The sequence below is a fragment of the Ruegeria faecimaris genome (genome assembly GCF_900182615.1).
In the GTDB taxonomy this organism is placed as follows: domain Bacteria; phylum Pseudomonadota; class Alphaproteobacteria; order Rhodobacterales; family Rhodobacteraceae; genus Ruegeria; species Ruegeria faecimaris.
The window spans coordinates 1-22,738 of record NZ_FXTE01000011.1 but is presented as its reverse complement, the minus strand read 5'-3'; the positions used below and the strand labels follow the sequence as shown (position 1 = coordinate 22,738).

Here is a 22,738-nt window from a genome sequence, read left to right as displayed (position 1 = left end):
ACAAAAGATACAAGTTTTTGACCCTTACATACTATTCACTTCACTCGCATCTAGACAATACTTACTGGCGCACGGATCGGCACAACTTGGAAAAGGAAAAGACCATTGAAAATCACGCAGATAAACCTGTATCAGGTCAGCTTGCCGATGAAAGAGGGCCATTATTCCTGGGCCAATCAAAGTTTTGCTGCCTTTGACAGCACTGTCGTGCAAATCCTCACTGATGAAGGCGTGACCGGCGTCGGTGAGATCTGCCCTCTAGGCCCCGCGTATCTACCGGCTTATGCCGAGGGCGCGCGCACCGGGATCGTGACGATGGGACCGGGCCTGATCGGGCAGGATCCGACGAATGTCGGAGCAATCAACCTACTGATGGACAAGCTGCTCAAAGGGCACCCCTACGTGAAATCCGCTGTTGATGTCGCCTGTTATGACATTCTGGGTCAGGTTACGGGACGCCCGGTCTGTGACCTGCTGGGCGGGCGTGTTCAGGATGAGGTACGCCTGTTCAAGGTCGTGTCGCGCGCCGACCCGGACCAAATGGCCGAACGCATCACCGCCTATCAGGAACAAGGCTTTAACCAGTTTCAGATGAAAGTTGGCGAAAACGCCGACCAAGACATCCTGCGCATTCACAAGGTTGTCGACAAGCTGTGGGAAGGCAACCGCCTTGGCGCCGATGCCAATTGCGGCTGGCGGCAGCATGATGCCGTGCGCGTGACCGCAGCGGTGGCCGATCTCAACTTCTATCTGGAACAGCCCTGCGAAACCTACGAAGAATGCCGTGTGGTGCGCGATCATGCCCGGCAACCGATGATCCTTGATGAATGCATGGGCAGCCTGCAGGCCGTTCTAAGGGGTCACCAGGACCGAGCCATGGACGCGATCAACCTAAAGATCAGCCGCCTGGGCGGGCTCACCAAATCCCGCGTCATCCGTGATGTCTGCGCCACCCTTGGCATCATCATGACCATCGAAGACACATGGTGCGGCGAGATCGGCGATTCCGCCATCGCGCATCTGGCCCACGCCACACCACGCGATCTGCATTTCCAGTCTTCGACCTTCCACGAGTATCACACGCATGCCATTGCCGAAGGCGGGCCAGTGATCAAGGACGGGTTCATGTCGATGTCCGACAAACCCGGCCTGGGTGTCACTCCGGATTGGGACCTGCTGGGCGAGCCTATCGCCTCAATTCAGGCTTAGAGGCACTGAATGCGCTATATTGCTGCAGATGACATCCGCAGGGAGCTGACGTGGGATATTGCGATAGAAGCGCTTATTCGCGGCCATCGCTACCCACCGCCGCAGGTTCAGGATATTCTTCTCTCGGATATGCCGTATTCGCTTTTCGGACGCGGTGTTATTCTTCCTGGGGTTGGCGCGGGTATGAAAGTAGCCTCGATATTTCCGCCAAACCAGGACCGGTCGCCCCCCACCCCTGTCGAACATGCAATATTCGTCGTTGTGGATAACTGCAGCAAACAAATCGTCGCTGTTCTGGACGGCCCTGAACTGACCCGTTGGAAAACTGCTGCTGATTCCGCCCTCGGCTCCCGGCTTCTGTCGCGCGAGGACAGCAAGTCACTGCTGGTTATTGGCGCGGGGCCAATCGCGGCGGCGTTGGCCAATGCACATCTGGCCATGCGCCCGGGGGTGCAAAATGTATTGTTGTGGAACCGTCGACCGGAACGCTTGGCACCGCTCCAAGCGGCACTGTCCGGGCGCGGTCATACAACAACGATTGTCTCCAATCTTGAGGAGGCAGTCGCTTCCGCCGATATCATCACTTCTGCAACCGGCGCTCAGACGCCCCTGATTTGCGGCAACGATATCAGGCCCGGCTCCCATGTTGACCTTGTTGGCGGTTTCACCCCAACCATGCGCGAAGCAGATGATGAACTGATCTCCAAGGCCCGCGTTTTTGTGGATTACCGCCCTACCGCCGTTGACGGGTCGGGCGACCTATGCCAGCCGATCGCGAGCGGCGTTCTGACCACGGAAGACGTGCAAGGCGATCTGTACGATATGGCGATCAATGCTCCGGCGCGACAAAGCGAAGACATCACCCTCTACAAGAATGCCGGCGGCGCGCATTTGGATCTGATGGTTGCAGCGGCACTGTTGAAAAACATGCAATAAAAAATTAGTGCGAAGCGCGTTGCGGCCATTCATGCATCTCGCAGCATTTGCGAAATTGGGCTCTCAGCCGCCATGCGGCGGTGCAGAGAAATTCCTGGCTTGCAGCAAATGTGTATGTCGGCTTTCAACGTTGCACCATGATCGGCTCGCTCATGCAGAGAAAGTCCGGAATCCGCCGTCTGTGCAGAAGCTAGAGGTCGAATAACAAAACAGGTTCGGTTGCTTGCCCCCTACCCCGCTCGCTATATACCACCAGTATTCAAACCCTGGTTTCAGTAATCCGCGCCTTGGCGGGTATCCCAGAGACGCAGAATTTCTATCTGGGTGGGCATTACACGATAGATCAGCGTGAATGGGGTTCGCGGCACTGAAAGCTCCCGTATGTCTCGGCGTGTGTCACTCGGGTGACCTGCATAAGGGTTGGCTGCAAGAGTAAGCTGAATGGCTTTGAGCTGAGTTCGTGCCTTTTCGCTGCCTTCGGGAAAAACTGACGTGTAGTAGTAACGGAACCATTGAATGTCCCGGGCCGTATCTTCGAGAAATATAATCTTCATTGGCTATTTGATTGCCCGCTTGCTACCGGAGCCGAAAGTTCATTCTCGGTATCCCAGCTGTCTATCCAGGCATTCATTTCGTCTGCCGTGATGAACTTGCCTTGGTCTGCTTTTTCAACAGCCGCATCAATGGCTGCACGTTTAGCGGCTTTGGATTCTAACATCATTCTAATTGCCCGTACGGCGAGTTGTGCAGGCGGTCGATCTTCGATCGCAGCTTCCCGTTCCAGGGTCTTTCTCAGGTCTTCGTCGAGACGGATTGAATATGGGCTGGTACTCATCGCAATCACCTGTTTCCGCAGTGTAGTACAATGTAATACATTGGCATTCAATTCACAATAGACCGATGGCATGTACTGCACCTATTGTTCTGAACTCATGAGCGTGAGGAGATATCATGGGTATGGCCTGCACTTCCGCGGATTTTTGAACCATGCGCCAACAATGCAGTTGGTTGCATATCTCCCCGATCGATTTTCGAGATCAGTGAGATCAAATAGGCTTGGTGAGATTTTATGTTCTCAGCTCGTTGAAAGATATATCCGAGCACCATGAAACGGAGAGCTGGGCCATATGTAGATTTCATAGCATACCAGGTCTGACCAAATCGTAGGTACTCGGCGATATCGTCCATAAGCCGGTCACAATGCGACTGATCCCGGGCAAGGCGAAGTTCCGAGCACAAACGTGGAAAGCTGCGCTCCATTTGATCTGGAGAAACTTGAATCTGAGAATATTTTTCTTTCTTAACTATCGGATTCAAAGAGTCCTCTTTGTGCCCCTCATTTTCATGGTCATTGGCCCTCAAATTTTCTGTGTCTGCCTGTTTTATCTGGGAGATTTCCACAGAGATCTCCGCCAGAAGTTCGCCTAGTACATTTGCTTCTGGTTTGCGACGCAGAGCATTGCGTACGGTGGCCATCAAATCTGAGATCGCGGTGTCGTCTGCTACGAGCTCTCTGAGGCGCGCCAGAGCGGCCGATACCTTGTCGCGGAGTACAGTGAACTCGAGAACGCGATCAGCGTGCCTCTGGGCTTCCTGGATGAACTCAGAGTGCCGTTCAGATAAAGGCATCAAGGACAGTCCAGTTGCAGTGACCACCCTGCCCTGTCGGTTCCGACGTGCCCAACGTTTACCGTTTGCGCTCATGACGCGACGGATAAGCCCAAGCTCAACCAGCGCCGAGATATGGCGTTCAACAGTCTGCACGCTGACATGAGTTCGTTTGGCGATCGCTACGTTGGAAGCGAAGCAGATATGATGATCATCCTGATCCGCAGAAATCTGATCCCCACTCATAAAGGAAATCATCGCTCTCAGGACATTGAGAGTTGTGGATTTTACCCCAAGAGGTTCTCTGGCCTCTTCAACGGCCCGAAGAAGCATCCATTTTTTTGGCGTACAAATCCCCTGCCCTGCCGTTCCCGACAAGGTTGCTCCATTTGGAGCCAATGTTTGTAGTGTTTTCATAATTATCTATCGGCAGACAAAAATTACCCGTTCGCTCAAGAGCGTTTTTTCTTGTATGGCGATTCGGGTGCTGCTAGATTCTAGGTGTCTAATCTAAGAATTGCGCTTTGCGCAGCAGCCCTCGAAGCTCCGGTTTCGGGGGTTTTGTTTGTTTGCCTTCCTCCTTTCTGCTCGTCCTCAGTTCTTTTTCTCGGCGTTTACAGCTGTAAACTCAGCGTGTGAGCGCTTGATGATTTCAGCCATGTTTTTGTCCAACCAGTTAGCGAAGCCAGCGTTAGCTCCGGTTCTTTTGACCGAAACTGTTAGTGATCCGTTGGTGGATTTGATTGTAACGCCTTCGATTGGGCTGACTTCGGCTGCACCTTCTTTTTGTCGCGCACCACGTTTGGCAGCTGCTTTTAGAAGCATTTCCAGCCGATCATCTGACGACATTGATGGCTCAATGGTTGCAAGCAGGTTTGCAGCTTCATCTTCTGCCAGCTTGCCTGCAACGAAGTGTTCTGCAAGCACGGTCCATTTTGGGCGGCCAGATTTTGGGGCTGCGCCGATCATGTCACCAATCTTTGCAGGAACATGTTGCGTAACTTTTGTCAGGTGAGACAGCCCTGATTTCGAAAGGTTCAATACTTGCCGCACTGTTGCAGTGTCATGCCCGGAAGTCAGGATCGCCTCGGCGAAACGTGCTTTCTCGTAGAAGGAAAGATTGCGCCTCGCAGCATTCTCAAGCCCCTTGGCGAGAAGCGCTGAAGCATCGTCGATATCCTGAACATTAGCACGGACTTTTATGTCGAGTTCACGACAGGCTTTGAGCCTCCTCCTCCCATAAATTGCTTCGTATCGGCCGTCGGACTTTGATTTTCTGACAAGAATGGGAACTTGTTGGCCACCGTCTTGGATACTCGACTTCAAGCTCTCAAAGCTGTCATCATCTTCATCAGGGTTTACAGCTGTAAACTCACCAAGCCGATCAATCGGCCCCCAATCGTCTATAAGAGCCGGGTCAATTTCTCTGATTGCGGCAAGGGATCCTTGAAGCGCGCCGAGGGCAGGGGCGTTTGCCTTTACCGGCTTATCTGCAGTCTTAACTCCAGAACGCGCAATCGTGCTCGCTATACCCGACATTTCTTGAAGAGATTTTCTAGCCATCAGCTACGTCCCCATGCTTGGTGGATCATTTGCTCTACCTCAGAGCCGATCGCATCCATTGAATTCTTTGCCCGATCATAGGTTGCGCGTGTCATTTCCGAACGCACAACCTCGTAGATCGACTGCTTGAGCATTGTGGCGTCGCTGATTGCAGTGCTCTTCAGTGCCGTTGCTGACATAACGCGGTCCTGAAACAGTGCTCGCATGAACGAAGCTAGCTGTTGAGATGGAACGTCTGTTGGTTCGTCACGTGTTATCAGGAACTTGAAGCTGTCGTATTCAAGAGTGGCGCCGGCGTCTTCAATGACAGCCATATAAGCACCAGCAAGTTCGAGAAATTGTGCTGTCGAAGACACGTCCAACATGGAAGGTGTTAACGGCACGAGCAAAGAACTGGCGGCCGCCATCCCCGCGATGGTCAGGAATCCGAGTTGAGGTGGGCTATCAATAAGAACAAGGTCAAAATCGTCTTCCACTTGAGCCAGTGCATTCCGTATTCTCGTAAAAAACGGATGGTCAGGGTTGGAGTGGACGGCGGATTCCGTCTCAAATTCAGAAAGAACAAGCCGTGACGGTGCAACTGACAACCCGGGGAAATATGTCGGGAGCACGACATCTGCCATATTAACCGGATCTTCATAGCGAATGGCATCGTATATCGTTAGCCCATCGAACTCAATTTCAGGGCTGATGCCGCACATGGATGTAAGCGAGCCTTGGGGGTCTAGGTCAACGGCCAGCACACGGTATCCGCGAAGCGCGAAAAAATGAGCCAAGTGAATTGTTGTTGTGCTTTTGCTGCTGCCGCCCTTGAAGTTCATCAACTGCCAGACTTGAAGTTTTTCTCCTTCAGTCCGTCGAGGGATGTAGCGTCCTTGTTTGCGCGAGGTCTTCTCAAGCGTTTCGCGCGCCTCCCAAATCTCTTGGGCGGTATAATAACGGCGACCGCTTCGAACGTCTTTTGGTTCAGGAATTGTACCTTCTGAGTGGACTTTGCGCATGAATTGACCTGAGACGCCCAAAAGTTCGGCCGCTTCTGGTGCTGCGAACGTGCGCAGTGATTTTGTGTTGTCAGGTGCAAAGGCCGCAAGAAGATGCTCTCGGATAGCCGAGTTCAATCTCTCGGAAATTTCCGTGGCGAGTGCCGATGGTCGATCTGCCGTAAGTGGTGTCACGGGAATCATGTAGTTGCCTCAAATAAAAGAATGTGGTCATTTTCGCGCCACTTGAGACAAACAGCCGTGATTCACTGCCCTAAGTCAAGAATTTTCGCCTATATTGTGGGCTACGCCGACCGGTAGACTACATGCGCTTTGTATCAGAGCAGGGTGGTTTACAGTTGTAAACCCGGTAGATGAGAGTTCTGGGCTCTCAATTCAGAGGTATACTTTCCGCAAATCAAACAGGCATTCGCGTGAAACTTCTCTGTATGCTCCACTTTGAGTGGAGCCTGTCCTGCCGATAGCCGAGGTCATGAATGAGCGAGGTGCTTGATAAAAAGGGTATCAGGAAAGGGTAGGGGGTAGTTGAGCTGATTGGGTGAATGCTCACCCTAGTAGATCCGCCGCTGGATTTTCCGCAATATCGACATCATCATAATATTTCTGCGCCTGGGCCATCGAGCGGTGCAGAGACAGACGCATGGCCGCTTGGATTGGGGCACCGTCGAGCGCGGCCTGGGTCAGGAAGCCCGAGCGCAGCCCGTGGGGCGAGGCGAAGCCCTCTGGCAGGCCCGCCAGTTTCAATCGGTGTCTGACGATCTGGTAGATCGCATCCGGGGACAGGCGGCGCTTCAACACTCGATCGGCTTTTGACACCGGTCGAAACAACGCTCCATCCGTGATCTGCCCGACCTCGATCCAATGCACCAGCGCCTGAGCGGCACGGCCCTTCAGCACCAGTCGCGGGGTTTCGCCCTTTTGGGTGGTCTTGGTCTCCAGCAGTGAGATCCAGACTAGGCTTTTTTCGCCGAACTCCTTGAGAGACACGTCCTCGCGCATCAGTGCGGTAATCTCCGACCGCCGCCGACCGCCCGAGGCCCAGCCCAGCATCAGGATCGCCCGGTCGCGGCAGTCGCGGCGGGACCCCCGACAGGTGGCCAACAACTGTTCAAGGACATCACGGGTGATCGGATGTTGTGACTTCGGGGCAGAGGGCCGGGCGGCGGCACGTCTTGCCTTGGCGCGGGCCTGCTTGACCTGCGGCGCGTCAAAGGGCGAAGCGAGGTTCTTCATCCGGTGAAACGCCAGCCAGGAGGCGATGCGCCGGTCCAGGGTGGATGGGGCAGGGCAGGCCAGCGATTTGCGTAACCCTTGCGAGATGAGCGCTTCAGCCGCCTGCGGAGCACGATCCTCTGGCGCTGCATCGTTCAGATCACGCGCATGATCGAGAATGAAGGCAAGGGCAATGGCCTCGGCCTCAGGCCAGTCCAGTGCGGCGTCGAACCGTGCCTGTTTCCATGCTGTCACATAGAGCAAATCCCTCTCATAAGCCCGCAGCGTGTTGGCGGGTGTGCCACGGACATAGAGATCGGTGAGCGCCTCCTGATCCGCCTGTGACAGGGCAGGGGAGGGGCTGGGAAGATAGGGGGCTGGGGGTTTCATGCATGCAGTCTGCGCCGGATTCCGGGCAAAATCAATTACAAGTGATAAGGGATACTTATCAGATGTGATTGAAGTTTGACGTTACGATGGATGTAACGATTAAAAAAGCCAAATTTTGCGCAGCGAGAGGGTAGGCGCCTGCAGCACATCCCTGTTCGGCGGCTTTGTCGCAAATTGTGAACGTACCTGTTAGGTCGACTGAAGGGATGTGTCGCAAACTTTGGGTCTGGATTGACGAGCATATAGATTTTGACGTTTGTTGGGTTTTGTCAGAAGAACTTGGGTTGAGGCGGGTAGGGTGCTCTCGTAGCCTTCGTGCATGATTAAACAGTCACCATTCAAGTACTTCAAGACCAGTCCAGACGTCATTCGTTTGGCTGTAATGCTGTACGTTCGGTTCCCATTGTCGCTTCGAAACGTGGAAGATCTATTGAATGAACGGGGAATTGAAGTGAGCCACGAAACCGTCCGATATTGGTGGAACAGGTTCGGTCCGATGTTTGCTGCTGAGATCAGACGGAGGCGAGTTCAGCAGCTGCGCGCGTTCTCCAAATGGAAGTGGCACGTGGACGAGGTTTTCGTGAAGGTGAATGGCAAGCGGCATTATCTTTGGCGGGCTGTTGATCACGAAGGCGAGGTGCTGGAAGCCGTTGTCATCAAACGTCGAAACAAGCAGGCAGCATTGAAATTCCTCAAGAAATTGATGAAACGACACGGTACAGCGGATAAAGTTGTAACGGATCGCTTCGCGTCATACAGGGCCGCTCTCAGAGAGCTTGGTGCAACCGAAAAACAGCAGACGGGCAGGTGGCTCAACAACCGCGTCGAGAATTCACACCTTCTTTTCCGACGACGCGAACGCGCCATGCAACGTTTCAGGCGCATGCGAAGTTTACAGAAATTCGCCTCCATCCATTTCTCCATCTACAACCACTTCAACCAGGAAAGATCGCTAACCAGCAGAGATACCTTCAAGCTGGCACGCACCGCCGCTCTCGCTGAGTGGCGCGAACTTGGTGCGGCATAAATGGCAGCTATACTGGCCTAGCTGAGACTTGTTCGAATTTGTCTGACAGCACCTTCCAGGCGTTTTGAGATGCAAGTCCGGCGGATACTATGGTGAATAAAAATTTCCTGGCAAGACCAGCTACACAAAACGGTCGCTCTTATGTCATGGTTGGTTCAAACACCACAAGCGATCAAGAGGACCGCGATGGCGCAGGCGGAAACCACCGATGAAAAAGCGATCCTGTCGCAGGATCCGCATAAGGTTCGGGACATTGGTGAGAAGAATCTGGAAACCGCAATCGGACGCGAAATTAGGGCGTTGCGATTGCAGCAGGGGATCACGATAGCCGAATTATCCGCTCTGACTGGCCTGTCGATCAGCATGCTGTCCAAAATCGAAAACGGGGCGACCTCACCGTCGCTGACCACGCTGCAATCTTTAGCAGATGCGCTTAGCACGCCGATTACCTCTTTTTTTCGCCGCTATGAAGAAACCCGAAACGCAGTGCATACCAAAGCGGGTGAGGGGGTCGAAACCGAGCGGGCGGGCACACGGGCCGGGCATCAGTATAACCTTCTGGGCCATCTTGGGGCTAATGCCAGTGGCGTGGTGGTCGAGCCCTATCTGATCACGCTAACCGAGGAATCTGACCGGTTCCCGACATTCCAGCATGACGGGATCGAGATGCTTTATATGCTCGAAGGTGAGGTGGATTATCGCCACGGCGACAGCATTTATGCCCTGAAGCCCGGTGACACGCTTTTCTTTGATGCCGACGCGCCGCACGGGCCAGAAGTTCTGGTGAAGCTGCCAGCGAAATACCTGTCGATCATTTCTTATCGGCAGACCAGCTAAGTCTTGCCTATTGTTCTTCGAGCCGGGCGGCCATCGGTCCTAGCGGTTGGCGGATGTGAGTGTCTCGCGCGATAGTTTCCCCACATGAATATTTATTTCTTATAGTTGTTTTTCTCGCCTCGCGCTGTTAGCGTCGGGCTCGATGAAATTTCATAGGGCAAAAGCTGATGTGTGGAATTGTCGGTCTGTTTCTCAAGGACAAGACATTGGAGCCCAAGCTGGGCTCGATGCTGACGGATATGCTGGTCACAATGACCGACCGGGGCCCGGACAGCGCAGGGATCGCAATCTATGGGGCCGAGGCCGCCGGGGCCGCGAAGCTGACAGTGCAGTCGGACAAGCCTGAGGAGGACTTCGCCGCGCTTGCCGCTGATCTGGGGGCGGCGATCGAGGCGCAGGTTACTCTGCAGGCCAATGACACGCATGCGATTCTGGAACTGGACAGCACGAAGGTGGAACAGGCCCGCCAAGCGGTGCGCGATCTGCGTCCCGGTCTGCGCGTGATGTCAGACGGCGCCGCGATTGAGATCTACAAAGAGGTCGGCCTGCCCAAAGACGTGGCAGATCGCTTCAACCTGTCGACCATGGGCGGCAGCCACGGGATCGGTCATACGCGCATGGCAACGGAATCCGCTGTGACCACGGAAGGCGCGCACCCGTTCAACACCGGCGCGGATCAGTGTTTGGTTCACAATGGATCGCTGTCGAACCACAATGCACTGCGCCGCAAGCTCAAGCGCGAAGGCGTGCGGGTTGAGTCGATGAACGACACCGAAGTGGGCGCGGCGTACCTGACCTGGAGGATGCAGAACGGCGCGACTCTGGGTGAGGCGCTGGAAAGCAGCTTGGAGGATCTCGACGGGTTCTTCACATTCGTGGTCGGCACAAAGGATGGGTTCGGCGTGGTGCGCGATCCCATCGCTTGCAAACCTGCGGTTATGGCCGAGACTGATCAATACGTGGCCTTTGGCAGCGAATACCGCGCGCTAGTAAACCTGCCGGGCATCGAAGACGCCAAGGTCTGGGAACCCGAACCCGCAACCGTCTATTTCTGGAGCCACTGAGATGCAGACCTATGATGTTGCAGAAAACGGCCTGCGGGGTTTGAATGCGGCCCTTCAGGCGCAAAGCGACGAAACGAACCAAACCAGTTGGGAAGTGCAGAATCCAAAAGGCAGCCACGCGATTGCCGTGGGTTTGGACGCACCGATTGAAGTGACCGTGAAAGGCTCGACCGGGTACTATTGCGCAGGGATGAACCTACAGGCGACCATCCGGGTTGAGGGCTCGGTCGGGCCGGGAGTGGCCGAAAACATGATGTCTGGCACCGTTGTCGTCGAAGGCGACGCCAGCCAATATGCGGGCGCGACCGGGCATGGTGGGCTTCTGGTGATCAAAGGCAATGCCAGCTCGCGCTGCGGGATTTCGATGAAAGGCATCGACATCGTTGTGCATGGCAATATCGGCCATATGTCCGCGTTCATGGCACAAGCAGGCAATTTGGTTGTGTGCGGCGATGCAGGCGATGCGCTTGGAGACTCGCTGTACGAAGCACGGCTGTTTGTGCGTGGCTCGGTCAAGAGCCTGGGCGCGGATTGCATCGAAAAAGAGATGCGGCCTGAGCATATCGAAATTTTGACTGACCTACTGAAGCGTGCCGGATCGGACGCCAAGCCCGAAGAGTTCAAGCGCTATGGCTCGGCGCGTCAGCTCTATAACTTCGACGTCGACAACGCTGCCGCGTACTGAGGACATGGGAATGAAAGATATGGATCAGAACATCCCCCGCACCATGCCGATTCAGTCGGCGACCTTTACAAATCCGATCAACGCGGAAATCCGACGGGCGGCGGCCACAGGTATCTACGACATTCGTGGTGGCGGTGCGAAACGCAAGGTGCCGCATTTCGACGATCTGCTGTTTCTGGGGGCGTCCGTCTCGCGTTATCCGCTGGAAGGGTACCGTGAGCGGTGCGATACCTCGGTGACGCTCGGTACACGTTTTGCCAAAAAGCCGATTGAGCTGGATATCCCTATCACGATCGCGGGTATGAGCTTTGGTGCATTGTCCGGTCCGGCAAAAGAGGCTCTGGGCCGGGGCGCTTCGATGGCTGGGACGTCAACGACCACCGGTGACGGTGGCATGACACCTGAAGAGCGCGGGCATTCTTCGAAGCTGGTCTATCAGTATTTGCCGTCGCGCTATGGCATGAACCCCAATGATCTGCGCAAGGCGGATGCGATTGAGATCGTCGTAGGGCAGGGGGCCAAACCCGGCGGCGGCGGCATGCTGCTGGGTCAGAAGATCAGCGACCGCGTGGCTGAAATGCGTACCTTGCCCAAAGGGATTGACCAGCGTTCGGCCTGTCGTCACCCGGACTGGACCGGGCCGGATGATCTGGAGATCAAGATCCTCGAACTGCGTGAGATCACCGGCTGGCAGGTGCCGATCTATGTGAAGGTCGGCGCGACGCGGCCCTATTATGACACTGCGCTGGCGGTGAAAGCCGGGGCCGATGTCGTGGTGATGGACGGGATGCAGGGCGGCACCGCTGCCACGCAGGACGTGTTCATCGAACATGTCGGCATTCCGACGCTGGCCTGTATCCGCCCTGCTGTTCAGGCGTTGCAGGACCTGGGTGTGCACCGCGAGGTGCAACTGGTGATTTCGGGCGGTATCCGCACCGGGGCCGATGTGGCCAAGGCGATGGCATTGGGCGCGGACGCGGTGGCCATCGGTACTGCAGCCCTGATCGCTTTGGGCGACAATGACCCGAAATGGGAGGCCGAGTATCAGAAGCTGGGCACCACAACCGGGGCCTATGACGATTGGCACGAAGGGAAGGACCCTGCGGGCATCACCACGCAAGATCCGGCACTGGCTGCGCGTCTGGATCCGGTCGAGGCCGGTCGTCGCCTGCGCAACTATCTGAAGGTGATGACCTTGGAGGCGCAGACCATCGCACGCGCCTGCGGTCACAATCACCTGCACAATCTGGAGCCCGAGGACCTCTGCGCCTTGACGATGGAGGCGGCTGCGATGGCCAAAGTGCCGTTGGCGGGCACCGACTGGTATCCGGGCAAAGCCGTGTTCTGAACTGCAAACAATACGAAGGCGCGGCCCAAAAGGGCGGCGCCTTTCTTCTTTGAACCAACTGGGAAAGGGAAGGTGACCATGACAACAGATCTGGCAGCTTTCGCCAAGGAAAAAGGCGTCAAGTATTTCATGATTTCGTTCACCGATCTGTTCGGTGGGCAGCGGGCCAAATTGGTTCCTGCGCAAGCGATTGCCGACATGCAAGAGGAAGGGGCGGGTTTCGCGGGCTTCGCCACCTATCTCGACATGACCCCGGCGCATCCCGACATGCTGGCTGTGCCTGACCCGTCTTCGGTCATCCAACTGCCGTGGAAACCCGAGGTCGCCTGGGTTGCGGGCAATTGCGTTATGGAGGGCGAGGATGTCGCCCAAGCGCCCCGCAACGTCTTGCGCCGCCTGATCGACGAGGCCGCCGCCGAGGGCATGCATGTGAAAACCGGTATCGAGGCCGAATTCTTCCTACTGACCCCGGATGGTGAACAGATCAGCGACCCGTTCGATACCGCCGAAAAGCCCTGTTACGACCAGCAGGCGGTGATGCGCCGCTATGATGTCGTGCGTGAGATCTGCGACTACATGCTGGACCTGGGCTGGGGTCCGTATCAGAACGACCACGAGGATGCCAACGGCCAGTTCGAGATGAACTGGGAATTTGACGATGCACTGCGCACCGCCGACAAACACTCCTTCTTCAAGTTCATGACCAAATCGGTGGCCGAGAAGCACGGCTTCCGCGCTACTTTTATGCCTAAGCCGGTCGAAGGTCTGACGGGCAATGGCTGCCATGCCCATATCTCGGTTTGGGATGCGCCCGGTGCGGATGCCGCAACCAATGTGTTTGCCGGTAAAGGTGACGGTCCAACGGGCGAGGTTGGCCTGAGCGAGAGGGGCAAGCATTTCCTCGGCGGGATCATGAAGCACGCCAGTGCGCTGGCGGCGATCACCAACCCGACCGTGAACTCCTACAAACGCATCAACGCGCCGCGCACGATGTCAGGTGCCACGTGGGCTCCGAATACCGTAACATGGACGGGCAACAACCGCACCCATATGGTTCGCGTTCCCGGGCCGGGCCGGTTCGAGCTGCGTCTGGCCGATGGTGCGACAAACCCCTACCTGCTGCAGGCCGTGATCATCGCGGCGGGCCTGTCGGGTATCCGCTCAAAGGCGGATCCGGGCCGGCGCTATGACATCGACATGTACGCCGAGGGCCACACGGTCAAAGACGCGCCCAAGCTGCCGTCGAACATGCTGGATGCGCTGCGCGAATACGACAAAGATGCCGGGCTAAAAGCGGCCCTAGGCGAGGAATTCTCGGCCGCTTACCTGAAGATGAAGCATCAGGAGTGGAATTCGTTTGTCAGCCATTTCTCGCGATGGGAAAAAGAGCATACGCTGGATATCTAACCACGTTGTCAAGATTGCGGGAATAGACTTGGAGCCGGTTCTATTGCGAAATTTCGGTTGGGTGAATCCAATTACCTGATACGCACCATCATCGTAACAAACTAGACCCCAGCCGGATTCTCCACATCCCTTCCCAAGGCAGCGAGATCTGAGTATCGGTCGCCGATCCGGTGGTGCGGGCGACCACGGGTAGATGCCCCCAGAGCCACAACAAGCTCATCCACATCCGGCGCGTCGTAAATCGAGAACTGCACTGTCAGGTAATGCGACCGCCGCCCGGTATCATGTTTGTCCATCAGCGGGATCTGAATTTGGGTGTTCGCGGGCCCTCGCGTGTTTGTGAAACCGAGATAGCTTTTTGCACCCACTGCCTCACGATAATAATTTCCGTACTGCAGGGTGTGAATAAGCGCGGAGGCATGTTCAATCTCACAACTTGTCCCGGCGATACAGGCTTTTCCGTAGGCTTCTATCGCATCGCCTGACCCCGCCAGAGCGATCAGTCTGTTGGTGAGCATCTCTCCCAGAACTGGCGCCATGCGCTGAATCTCTGGTGAAAGATCATCGACAAAGCCACGTCCTGCCCAAGGGTTTCTGACCACCGCTGCCACGCCGATCATGCGCAACACGGGTTCCGAAGGTCGGCCTCCTTCTGTGTGAATATCCTCATCAAAGGTGACTACCTTGCGCAATTCGGGGATCATATTGCTTCTCCTGTCAAACGTGATAGCTGTGGTGCCCGGTCGGTGTGTGTACGACGCCTTCGACTTCAGTTCCGTGGTAGAAACCAAATGTACCGTGGCTGTTTTCCTTTGCGTAACGGCGCAACATCGAATTTTCAGCCCCGTCGCGTACGCGTTCCAGCGGCAAGTCGCCGAGATCAAAGTACTGCATGCCGTCAGGGGGCTGCCCATGAACGCTTCCGTGGTAGATGATCCGCTGCGTCCCGCTTTTGGATATTCGATAAACCGCATAAGGATGCGCCAGCTCTACAATCAAATCTCGGTTTGACAGATCAGTGATCAGCCCATCTGCAGAATTGTTATTTGCAGGAGCAACCGGCACTGAAATGTGCCCGCTTTTGTCAACGGAGAGTAGGACCCGATCTTCGTTGGCCAGTACCGCTCCGACGGTCACACCACCTGCAGTGGCGGCCTCTGTCAGGGCACTGTTGAGCCCCAAATCGAAATAGGCACCGCGAAAGTAGCCCAGCGGATGTCCCTCGCGCGTTTCGAAATCCTCCACGCGGCCGATCAGGATCAGATGGTCACCAGCATCGACCAAACGGTGTCGGGCACAGCTGAACCGGGCGAGCGCGCCGTCTATCGTGGGCATGTTCCGCGCGTCAGGTTGCCAGGCTGCAATGTCGAATTTTTTGGCTGATTGAGACGCGAAAAGGCCCGAGATTTCTTTTTGGTCGTCCGACAAGACGTTGACCGTGAAATGATCCGCCTGCAGGAAGGTTTCAAAGGACAAGGCCTGCTTGCCGACACAAACCAGGAGTAGAGGTGGGTCGAGAGAAACGGAGGTAAATGAGTTCGCCGTGAACCCGCGCGGGGTCCCGTCCGGCTGCCGGGTAGTTACCACTGTCACACCGGTGGCAAAGCGCCCGAAGGCGTCGCGCAGCGCCTTCCCGGCTAAGGGTTCCGTCGACTCCGGTGGGGGCAATCCTTCCAGAATGCTATTGTGCTCACCTAGCGCAGGAGGGGTCGTCAGTGCACCTTGGCGGTGCCGACCGAACCGCAACGGGTTTGCTGCCACGATCCAAGGTTCATGTCCCGCATCCGGATGCGGGACCTTCGCCAGCATGCCGCGGCTGGCTACATGAGGGTCGGCCGCGATGTCCGAGATAGTGTTCATCGGGCCGAACGGGACCTGGCCACCCAGTGTTGCCGTCAATTGCTCCTTAGTCCGTTGTCGGGTCCAATCGCTTACGATTTTGTTGACTTCGGAGGCATGGTTGGCCCGGGCCGCCCTTGTGGAGAAGCGGTCATCTTGTCCAAGTGACGGTTGCCCCATCAGCCGTGTCAAAAGCTGCCAAAACGCATCGTCGACAATTCCAAGAGCGATGTGGCCATCTGCTGCCGGGTAGAGGCCAAACGGGGAAAGGAATGGATGCCCGTTGCCTTCCGGTCCGGGCACCTCTCCTGTCACGTCATGCAAGTAAACCATTCTTTCGCAGAGCGAGATCATGGCATCATACATGGCCACATCCACAAACTGCCCTTTGCCCGTCGCTTCGGCCTCGCGCAGGGCGGCCATGATACCGAAAGCCATCATCATGCCGGTGAATATGTCACCCACCCCGGGTCCGGTCTTGGTGGGTGTGTCAGCATTCGGTCCGGTGACGGACATCAGACCGCCCATGGCCTGCGCAACCACATCGTACGAAGGCCAGTTGGCATAGGGGCTTTGGCCTGTGCGCGGGTCGCCAAAGCCACGGATCGCGGCATAGACGAGCCGGGGGTTGTCGGCAGCAAGGCTTTCATAAGACAGGCCAAGGCGATCCATTACGCCCGGGCGGAAATTCTCGACGATGACATCCGCCGTTGCCGCAAGTTCTCGAAAAGTCGCGCAGCCCTCCGGCGATTTCAGATCAAGCTGCACGCTTTTCTTGCCGCGGTTCAGACTTACAAAGTAGCCGGCCCAGGCATGATCCGGATCGTCTTGACGGAACGGTCCGTTGCCGCGGCTGGTGTCGCCATGCTTGCTTTCGATCTTGATCACCTCGGCCCCGTGATCCGCCAGATGCATTGTACAATAGGGACCTGAAAGCATCCGGCTCAAATCCAACACACGCAGGCCTTTGAGGATTTTGGTGCTCATGGCTTCAGATCCAGATTGTTGAGAAAGCTGCGGAGTAGCTTGTTCACTGCGTCCGGGTCTTCAGCAAGTGCCATATGCCGCAGTCCCGGGAGGATAAGTGCACTGCCCCCCGCAATCTCGCTTGCGATGGCAAAGGCCATGTCGGGCCCGTTGCCGAAATCCTCATCACCAGTAATCACCAGCGCAGGGCAAGAAATCGGCGGGCTTGGCGCAACAATTTCGTCGATACCATCGGCCAGCACGCGATAGATGGTGTGGTAAATTGCTTTGTCATTGGCTATGACCCAGTCACGAACCGTCTCCATCATACGAGGGTTGGACTGGCGGAACGCATCGGTGAACCACCGGTTCAGCGCAGCTTCGACCGTTGCCTTTGGTCCGTCCCGCCGTGCCTGTTCCACCCGTTTCAAGATTGCCTCTTGTGCGGCGTCGGTCCGTTTGTGAGGGGAATGAAGGATCACCAGAGCTGAAACCCGTTGCGGCACATCCTGAGCAAACCGACGCGCGATCATGCCACCCAACGAGAACCCTGCGATAACCGCGCTTTGGATGGCGCAGTGGTCCAGCAAGCTCTCTAGCTGGCGTGAAAACATTGAAAGGCTGGGGCGTTCGGGTGGCGGGGCACTTTGCCCATGACCATATAGATCATAGGTGAGAACGCGAAAGCGACCAGACAGTGCAGGGATCGTCCATTGCCAGCAATCCTGGTTCAGGCCCAGCCCATGGATCATTACCACAACAGGCGCACCTTCTTGTCCTGTCATTTTGAAATGGGTTCCGTCTGGTGTTATGCCCATCAGGATTGGTCCTTGAGGGGGCGATAGGCCACGACTTCGACCTCAACGCGGGCATCCACCAGAAGATCGCTGACCACAGCCGACCGGGTTGGAGGCTCAACTGGAAAATAGTCGGCGTAGACGGCGTTAAATCCAGGGAAATCGTTGCGCTCCCGCAGCCAGACCATGGCCTTGATGACATCGTCGCGGGTGCAGTCTGCCTCGGCCAGTGTCTTGGTGATGTCGTCCAAAACTGCGCGGGTCTGCTCTTCGACGGTGCCATCGGTCATAGGCACGCCGTCTCGCATAGGAATTTGCCCTGTCAGAAAAACGAAATCACCTGCCCGAATGGCGCGGGACAGCGACAGAACCCGTCCGCCAATTTCCAGTGGACCTCCGATAACCTGCTTTTTGCTACCCATTTTCAAGCCTCCCTTCGGAACAGCCTGCACCCATGATCGGATGCGAGACCCGGATTTTTCGACAGACTGCGTCGTATTTTCATAACCCTGAGGCGCGAAAGCAGACATGAATAGGGAGGCAACAATCAGGGGGGAGGCACGCCATGGCTGATGTCAAAAACTATCAGATGCTGATTGATGGCGACTGGGTCGACGCTGCGGATGGCGGTACTTTTGACAGCGTCAACCCAGCCAATGGTGAGGTCTGGAGCCGTGTACCAGAGGCAACCGAGGATGATATCAACCGCGCAGTCACCGCGGCGCACACTGCTTTTGTCGGCGGGCCGTGGGCGCGTATGACACCGACCGAGCGCGGCAAATGCCTGCGCAAGCTGGGCGATCTTCTGGCGGATCATTCCGAAGAGCTGGGACGAACTGAATCCATCGACACCGGCAAGATGCTCAAGGAAACGCGTTGGCAAGCCAAATACATTGCCGAGTTTTTCCAGTTTTTTGCTGGGTGTGCGGATAAGGTAAGCGGCGAGACACTGCCCATCGACAAACCTGACATGTTTGTCTTTACCAAGCGCGAGCCTCTGGGCGTGGTTGCTGCCGTGGTGCCCTGGAATTCGCAATTGTTCCTTGTAGCGGTCAAGATCGGCCCGGCATTGGCTGCCGGGAATACGGTTGTTCTGAAAGCATCCGAACATGCCAGCGCGGCCATGCTGGAGTTTGGGCGACTTGTCGAAATGGCCGGTATCCCGCCTGGTGTGGTCAACATCGTAACGGGTCATGGTGAGCCCTGTGGACGGGCTTTGACCGGGCATCCACTGGTGGCGCGCGTCTCTTTTACCGGTGGCCCAAATGCCGCGTGCCATGTGCTGGAAAACGTAAAACGCAACTTTGCCGAGGTCTCATTGGAACTGGGCGGCAAGTCGCCCTTCGTTGTTTTTGATGACGCCAATATCGAAAGTGCAGTCAATGCCTCGATTGCCGGTATCTTTGGCGCGACAGGGCAAAGCTGCGTCGCCGGATCGCGGCTCTACTTGCACGAGGACATCGCGGATGAGTTTCTCGACAGGATGGTGGCGCAGGCGCAGCAGATCCTCATTGGCGATCCACTGGCCGAGGAAACTCAGATGGGGCCGCTTTGCACCCCCGGACAGTTGGACCACATCCAACGCGAGGTTGCCTTCGCTCAGGAAGAGGGCGGCACAGTTCTGGTGGGGGGCAAGCAGCCGGAAGGCAAAGCAGGGCTATATTTCGAGCCAACCATCATCGACTGCCCACGGCAGGATCTGCGTATCGTCGATACAGAGCTTTTCGGCCCTGTACTTTGCGTCCAGCGTTTTAAGACCGAATCTGAGGTGCTGGAACTGGCCAACGATACCGAACATGGGCTGGCGGCGGGCATCTTTACCACCGACGGCGCGCGATCCTTGCGCATGGCAAATGCAGTGCGTGCCGGCATCGTCTGGGTGAACACCTACCGTGTTGTGTCGCCGATAGCGGAGTTTGGTGGCGTTAAAGGATCAGGCTATGGCCGCGAAAGCGGGTTCCAGGCGATCTACGATTACACCCGGCCCAAGACGGTCTGGATGAACACATCGGATGAGCCGATGGCGAACCCGTTTGTAATGCGCTGAGGGAGGTGAGCATGAAATTCCAACTTGCCGTAAACATGGAGCGGATCGACAACAGTCTTGATATGAAAGACGTCGCGCGCCACACATTGGAGATGGTGCAAATCGCCGAGGATGGCGGTTTCGATATCGTTTGGGCTGCTGAGCATCACGCGCTGGAAATGACGATTGCGCCCAACCCGTTCCAACTGCTGACTTGGTGGTCATCCGAGACCAGCCGGATCCGGCTTGGTACGGCGGTGGCGACCGCTGCGTACTGGCACCCGATTAACCTGGCCGGTGAAGCCGCGATGCTGGATCTTTTTAGCGGCGGTCGGTTGGAGTTTGGTATCGGGTCAGGTGCCTATCAGCGCGAGTTCGATCGCATGAAGCCGGGCCTCAAGCAATCTGATGCGTGGCGCTATATGCAAGAGATGCTGCCCACGGTGCGCGAGTTGTGGAAGGGCGATTATGCGCATGAAGGCGAATATTGGCAATTCCCGACATCAACCTCGGTGCCCAAACCATTGCAAGCCGAGGTTCCGGTTTGGGTCGCGGCGCGCTCGCCGATCACCTATGACTACGCCATGCGTGAACGCTGCCACGTGAATTGCTGGCCTTTCACCCGCCCGTTCGCTGAGGCCGAGCTGTACAAAAAGCAACTCGATGAGGCGATTGAAAAAGCGGATAATGGCTGGGTGCCACGTTTTGCGCTGATGCGCCATTCCTGCGTTTACGACAATGCGGCCGATGGCGAAAACGCGATGAAGGCGGTGCGACGATTGCTGAGCCAGTTCGAAAACCTCTATCGCAATTTGGGCGATGTCAAAGATGGTTTTCCTGCTTCCATTCCGTTGGATCAGTTGGAGGGCCGGGAACAGTATGATCCCTTGATGCTGGAAGAAAACCTAATGTTCGGTTCACCTGAGCGTGTGATTGGAAAGCTCAAGAAATATCAGGGGCTCGGTGTGAACGAGTTCATCTACTATGCCTCGATGGGGCTTGATCACGCGGCGCAGCAGCGATCCTTGCGCATGTTCTGCGACGAGGTCATGCCGGAATTCAAGGAGGACTGAAGCAATGGCAGAAGGGGTCAAAACACACCGTGACGGCCACGTTCTGGAAATCACACTAGAGCGGGGCAAAGTAAACGCCATCGACGTTCCCACCAGTCAGGCCTTGGCCGCGGCGTTTCAGGAGTTGCACGAGAACAAAGACTTGCGTTGCGCGATCCTGACCGGGGGAGGAGATCGGATTTTCTCGGCCGGTTGGGATTTGAAGGCCCTGAATGAGGGTGAGATGCAGCTCGACAACTGGTGGGAGAGTGATGACTACGGGTTCGGCGGGTTCACGGGTCTGACCGAGAATTGGGCGCTCAACAAGCCGGTTATCGCTGCCATCAACGGTCTGGCCATCGGCGGCGGGTTCGAAATGGCCATGGCCTGTGATCTGCTGATTGCGGCGGAACATGTGGAATTTGGCTTGCCTGAAATGCCTTTGGGCATCGTTCCGGATGCGGGGGCGCTACAACGCCTGCCTCGGAGAATACCACACAATATCGCGATGGAGATGTTTCTATTAGGCCGTCGCATGACTGCTACAGAGGCAGCGCATTACGGATTGGTCAACAAGGTGGTCCCAAAGGATCAATTGATGACAGCGGCCCGGGAATGGGCGGCCTCGATTGCCTGGTCAGCGCCTCTTGCGATGCAATCTGTCAAAGAAGTGCAGCGAGAGATCGAGTGCGTGCCGCTGGAACAGGCCTTTCACAAGATGCGAACCGATCCGATGCCGATCTACCGCAAGATGCTGAAATCTGACGACGCGGCAGAAGGTGTCGCGGCCTTTGTCGAAAAGCGTGAACCCAAATTCAAGGGTGAGTGATGTATCCTGACCCCTCCTCAATCACTCGCATCACCAGCATTGGAGCCGGCCCAATCGGCGGCGGCTGGGCAGCGCATTTTCTTGCGCGTGGCTATGATGTGACCGCCTATTTGCATGACGCAAGCGAATCCGATGCCTTTCACGCAATCTTACGCACTGCTTGGAAGAGCTTGACGGATTTGGGGCTTGCCGCCGGTGCGTCGCTTGACCGCTTGCGCATCGTTACAGATTTGGAGGCTGCGCTGGACGGCGCCGAATTTGTGCAGGAAAGCGCGCCCGAGCGTCTTGAGATCAAGCAGGCACTTTATCAACGACTCGGGCTCATTTTGCCAACAGACGTCGTGATTGGCTCTTCCACGTCCGGCTTGATGATGACCGACATCCAAGCGACTTGCGCGACCCCGGAACGCTGTGTGATCGGCCATCCCTTCAATCCACCCTATTTGTTACCGCTGGTCGAAATCGTGGGCGGCGAACAGACATCACCAGAGGCGGTGGCTTGGGCCGGGAAATTCTACGAAATCGCGGGCAAGGCCCCGTTGATGATGAAAAAAGAGATCCCCGGCTTTGTCGCGACCCGACTGCAAGAGGCGCTTTGGCGAGAGGCCCTGCATATGGTCGCCAATGGAGAGGCAACGCCGGAAGACATCGACATCGCACTCATGAACGGCCCGGCGCCTCGTATGGTCTCGCAGGGTCAGTGTATGGCTTTTCACGTGGCCTGTGGTGCCGGAGGCATGGCCACCAACCTGGATCAGTTCGGCCCGGCGCTGAAGTTGCCCTGGACCCGGTTGGAGGCACCTGAGCTGACGAAGGAATTGCGCGATCGCATGGTCGATGGCTGCAACGCTGTCTCCGGCGACCGAGATTTCGAGGACATGGCAGCCCAACGGGATCGCGAAATAGTTGCTGTGCTGAATGCCCTGCGTCAGTCTCGCGGGG

22 protein-coding genes are annotated in these 22,738 nt (G+C 56.4%); 12 read left to right on the top strand and 10 right to left on the bottom strand.

All coding sequences use genetic code 11. The features are described 5' to 3' along the window. Positions 1-105 precede the first annotated feature (105 nt). Positions 106-1,209, top strand: coding sequence for a cis-3-hydroxy-L-proline dehydratase (locus tag FN806_RS15440; RefSeq protein ID WP_142638742.1), 1,104 nt, complete (start codon positions 106-108; stop codon positions 1,207-1,209). Positions 1,210-1,218: 9 nt separating this feature from the next. Next, positions 1,219-2,145: an ornithine cyclodeaminase family protein gene (locus FN806_RS15435; RefSeq protein WP_142638740.1), complete on the top strand. Its 927-nt coding sequence runs from the start codon at positions 1,219-1,221 to the stop codon at positions 2,143-2,145. A 272-nt stretch (positions 2,146-2,417) separates the two neighbouring features. Here the strand turns inward: FN806_RS15435 and FN806_RS15430 are convergent, their stop codons facing one another. The 6 genes from FN806_RS15430 to FN806_RS15405 form a co-directional block, all read right to left on the bottom strand. Next, entirely contained in the window at positions 2,418-2,699 is a 282-nt protein-coding gene (locus FN806_RS15430) for a type II toxin-antitoxin system RelE/ParE family toxin (RefSeq protein WP_142638738.1), read from the bottom strand. After that, positions 2,696-3,052, bottom strand: coding sequence for a CopG family ribbon-helix-helix protein (locus FN806_RS15425; RefSeq protein ID WP_142638736.1), 357 nt, complete (start codon positions 3,050-3,052; stop codon positions 2,696-2,698). The genes FN806_RS15430 and FN806_RS15425 overlap by 4 nt, the downstream gene beginning before the upstream one ends. Before the next feature lie 23 nt (positions 3,053-3,075). Next, positions 3,076-4,170, bottom strand: coding sequence for a helix-turn-helix domain-containing protein (locus FN806_RS15420; protein WP_142638734.1), 1,095 nt, complete (start codon positions 4,168-4,170; stop codon positions 3,076-3,078). A gap of 177 nt (positions 4,171-4,347) precedes the next feature. Further along, entirely contained in the window at positions 4,348-5,316 is a 969-nt protein-coding gene (repB, locus tag FN806_RS15415; protein ID WP_142638732.1) for a plasmid partitioning protein RepB, read from the bottom strand. After that, positions 5,316-6,500: a plasmid partitioning protein RepA gene (repA, locus tag FN806_RS15410; RefSeq protein WP_142638730.1), complete on the bottom strand. Its 1,185-nt coding sequence runs from the start codon at positions 6,498-6,500 to the stop codon at positions 5,316-5,318. Before repA ends, repB begins: the two co-directional genes overlap by 1 nt. A 363-nt stretch (positions 6,501-6,863) precedes the next feature. Next, positions 6,864-7,919: a tyrosine-type recombinase/integrase gene (locus FN806_RS15405; RefSeq protein WP_142638728.1), complete on the bottom strand. Its 1,056-nt coding sequence runs from the start codon at positions 7,917-7,919 to the stop codon at positions 6,864-6,866. A gap of 319 nt (positions 7,920-8,238) precedes the next feature. Here FN806_RS15405 and FN806_RS15400 point away from each other — a divergent pair, with 319 nt between their 5' ends. From FN806_RS15400 to glnT, 6 genes are all read left to right on the top strand, one after another. Beyond that, the gene (locus FN806_RS15400) at positions 8,239-8,946 is read left to right on the top strand and encodes an IS6 family transposase (protein ID WP_142638726.1); all 708 of its coding nucleotides are present in this window, start codon (positions 8,239-8,241) and stop codon (positions 8,944-8,946) included. 186 nt (positions 8,947-9,132) lie between these two features. Then, on the top strand, positions 9,133-9,783 hold the full coding sequence (locus FN806_RS15395; RefSeq protein WP_142638724.1) for a helix-turn-helix domain-containing protein: 651 nt from the start codon (positions 9,133-9,135) through the stop codon (positions 9,781-9,783). A 167-nt stretch (positions 9,784-9,950) separates the two neighbouring features. Next, positions 9,951-10,847, top strand: coding sequence for a class II glutamine amidotransferase (locus FN806_RS15390; protein WP_142638722.1), 897 nt, complete (start codon positions 9,951-9,953; stop codon positions 10,845-10,847). A 1-nt stretch (position 10,848) separates the two neighbouring features. Beyond that, the gene (locus tag FN806_RS15385) at positions 10,849-11,532 is read left to right on the top strand and encodes a GltB/FmdC/FwdC-like GXGXG domain-containing protein (RefSeq protein WP_142638720.1); all 684 of its coding nucleotides are present in this window, start codon (positions 10,849-10,851) and stop codon (positions 11,530-11,532) included. Positions 11,533-11,551: 19 nt separating this feature from the next. Beyond that, positions 11,552-12,880, top strand: a complete 1,329-nt coding sequence (locus tag FN806_RS15380) for an FMN-binding glutamate synthase family protein (RefSeq protein WP_142638863.1) — start codon at positions 11,552-11,554, stop codon at positions 12,878-12,880. A 78-nt stretch (positions 12,881-12,958) separates the two neighbouring features. Continuing rightward, positions 12,959-14,287 carry a type III glutamate--ammonia ligase gene (gene glnT, locus FN806_RS15375; protein ID WP_142638718.1) on the top strand — a complete coding sequence of 443 codons (1,329 nt, stop codon included), beginning with the start codon at positions 12,959-12,961 and terminating at the stop codon, positions 14,285-14,287. Between the two features lie 101 nt (positions 14,288-14,388). On the opposite strand, the gene FN806_RS15370 is transcribed toward glnT, so the two are convergent. Genes FN806_RS15370 through FN806_RS15355 form a run of 4 tightly spaced genes read right to left on the bottom strand, consistent with a single transcriptional unit; the run spans position 14,389 to position 18,311 of the window. Further along, on the bottom strand, positions 14,389-14,991 hold the full coding sequence (locus FN806_RS15370) for an amino acid synthesis family protein (protein ID WP_010443804.1): 603 nt from the start codon (positions 14,989-14,991) through the stop codon (positions 14,389-14,391). A gap of 13 nt (positions 14,992-15,004) precedes the next feature. Continuing rightward, the gene (locus FN806_RS15365) at positions 15,005-17,113 is read right to left on the bottom strand and encodes a CoA transferase (protein ID WP_142638716.1); all 2,109 of its coding nucleotides are present in this window, start codon (positions 17,111-17,113) and stop codon (positions 15,005-15,007) included. Beyond that, a complete protein-coding gene (locus FN806_RS15360) occupies positions 17,110-17,877 on the bottom strand; it encodes an alpha/beta fold hydrolase (protein ID WP_246097264.1) in 768 nt (255 codons plus the stop codon). Before FN806_RS15360 ends, FN806_RS15365 begins: the two co-directional genes overlap by 4 nt. A 32-nt stretch (positions 17,878-17,909) precedes the next feature. Continuing rightward, complete coding sequence (locus FN806_RS15355; protein ID WP_142638714.1) at positions 17,910-18,311, bottom strand: RidA family protein; 402 nt, start codon at positions 18,309-18,311, stop codon at positions 17,910-17,912. Positions 18,312-18,454: 143 nt separating this feature from the next. On the opposite strand from FN806_RS15355, the gene FN806_RS15350 reads away from it, so the two are divergent. The 4 genes from FN806_RS15350 to FN806_RS15335 form a co-directional block, all read left to right on the top strand. Beyond that, the gene (locus FN806_RS15350; RefSeq protein ID WP_058279870.1) at positions 18,455-19,936 is read left to right on the top strand and encodes an aldehyde dehydrogenase; all 1,482 of its coding nucleotides are present in this window, start codon (positions 18,455-18,457) and stop codon (positions 19,934-19,936) included. Positions 19,937-19,947: 11 nt separating this feature from the next. Continuing rightward, positions 19,948-20,988, top strand: coding sequence for an LLM class flavin-dependent oxidoreductase (locus FN806_RS15345; protein ID WP_142638712.1), 1,041 nt, complete (start codon positions 19,948-19,950; stop codon positions 20,986-20,988). Between the two features lie 4 nt (positions 20,989-20,992). Beyond that, on the top strand, positions 20,993-21,796 hold the full coding sequence (locus FN806_RS15340; RefSeq protein WP_058279872.1) for a carnitinyl-CoA dehydratase: 804 nt from the start codon (positions 20,993-20,995) through the stop codon (positions 21,794-21,796). Continuing rightward, positions 21,796-22,738 (top strand): 3-hydroxyacyl-CoA dehydrogenase NAD-binding domain-containing protein (locus tag FN806_RS15335; RefSeq protein ID WP_142638710.1); only part of this gene is annotated, 943 nt, incomplete at its 3' end. The genes FN806_RS15340 and FN806_RS15335, both read left to right, overlap by 1 nt.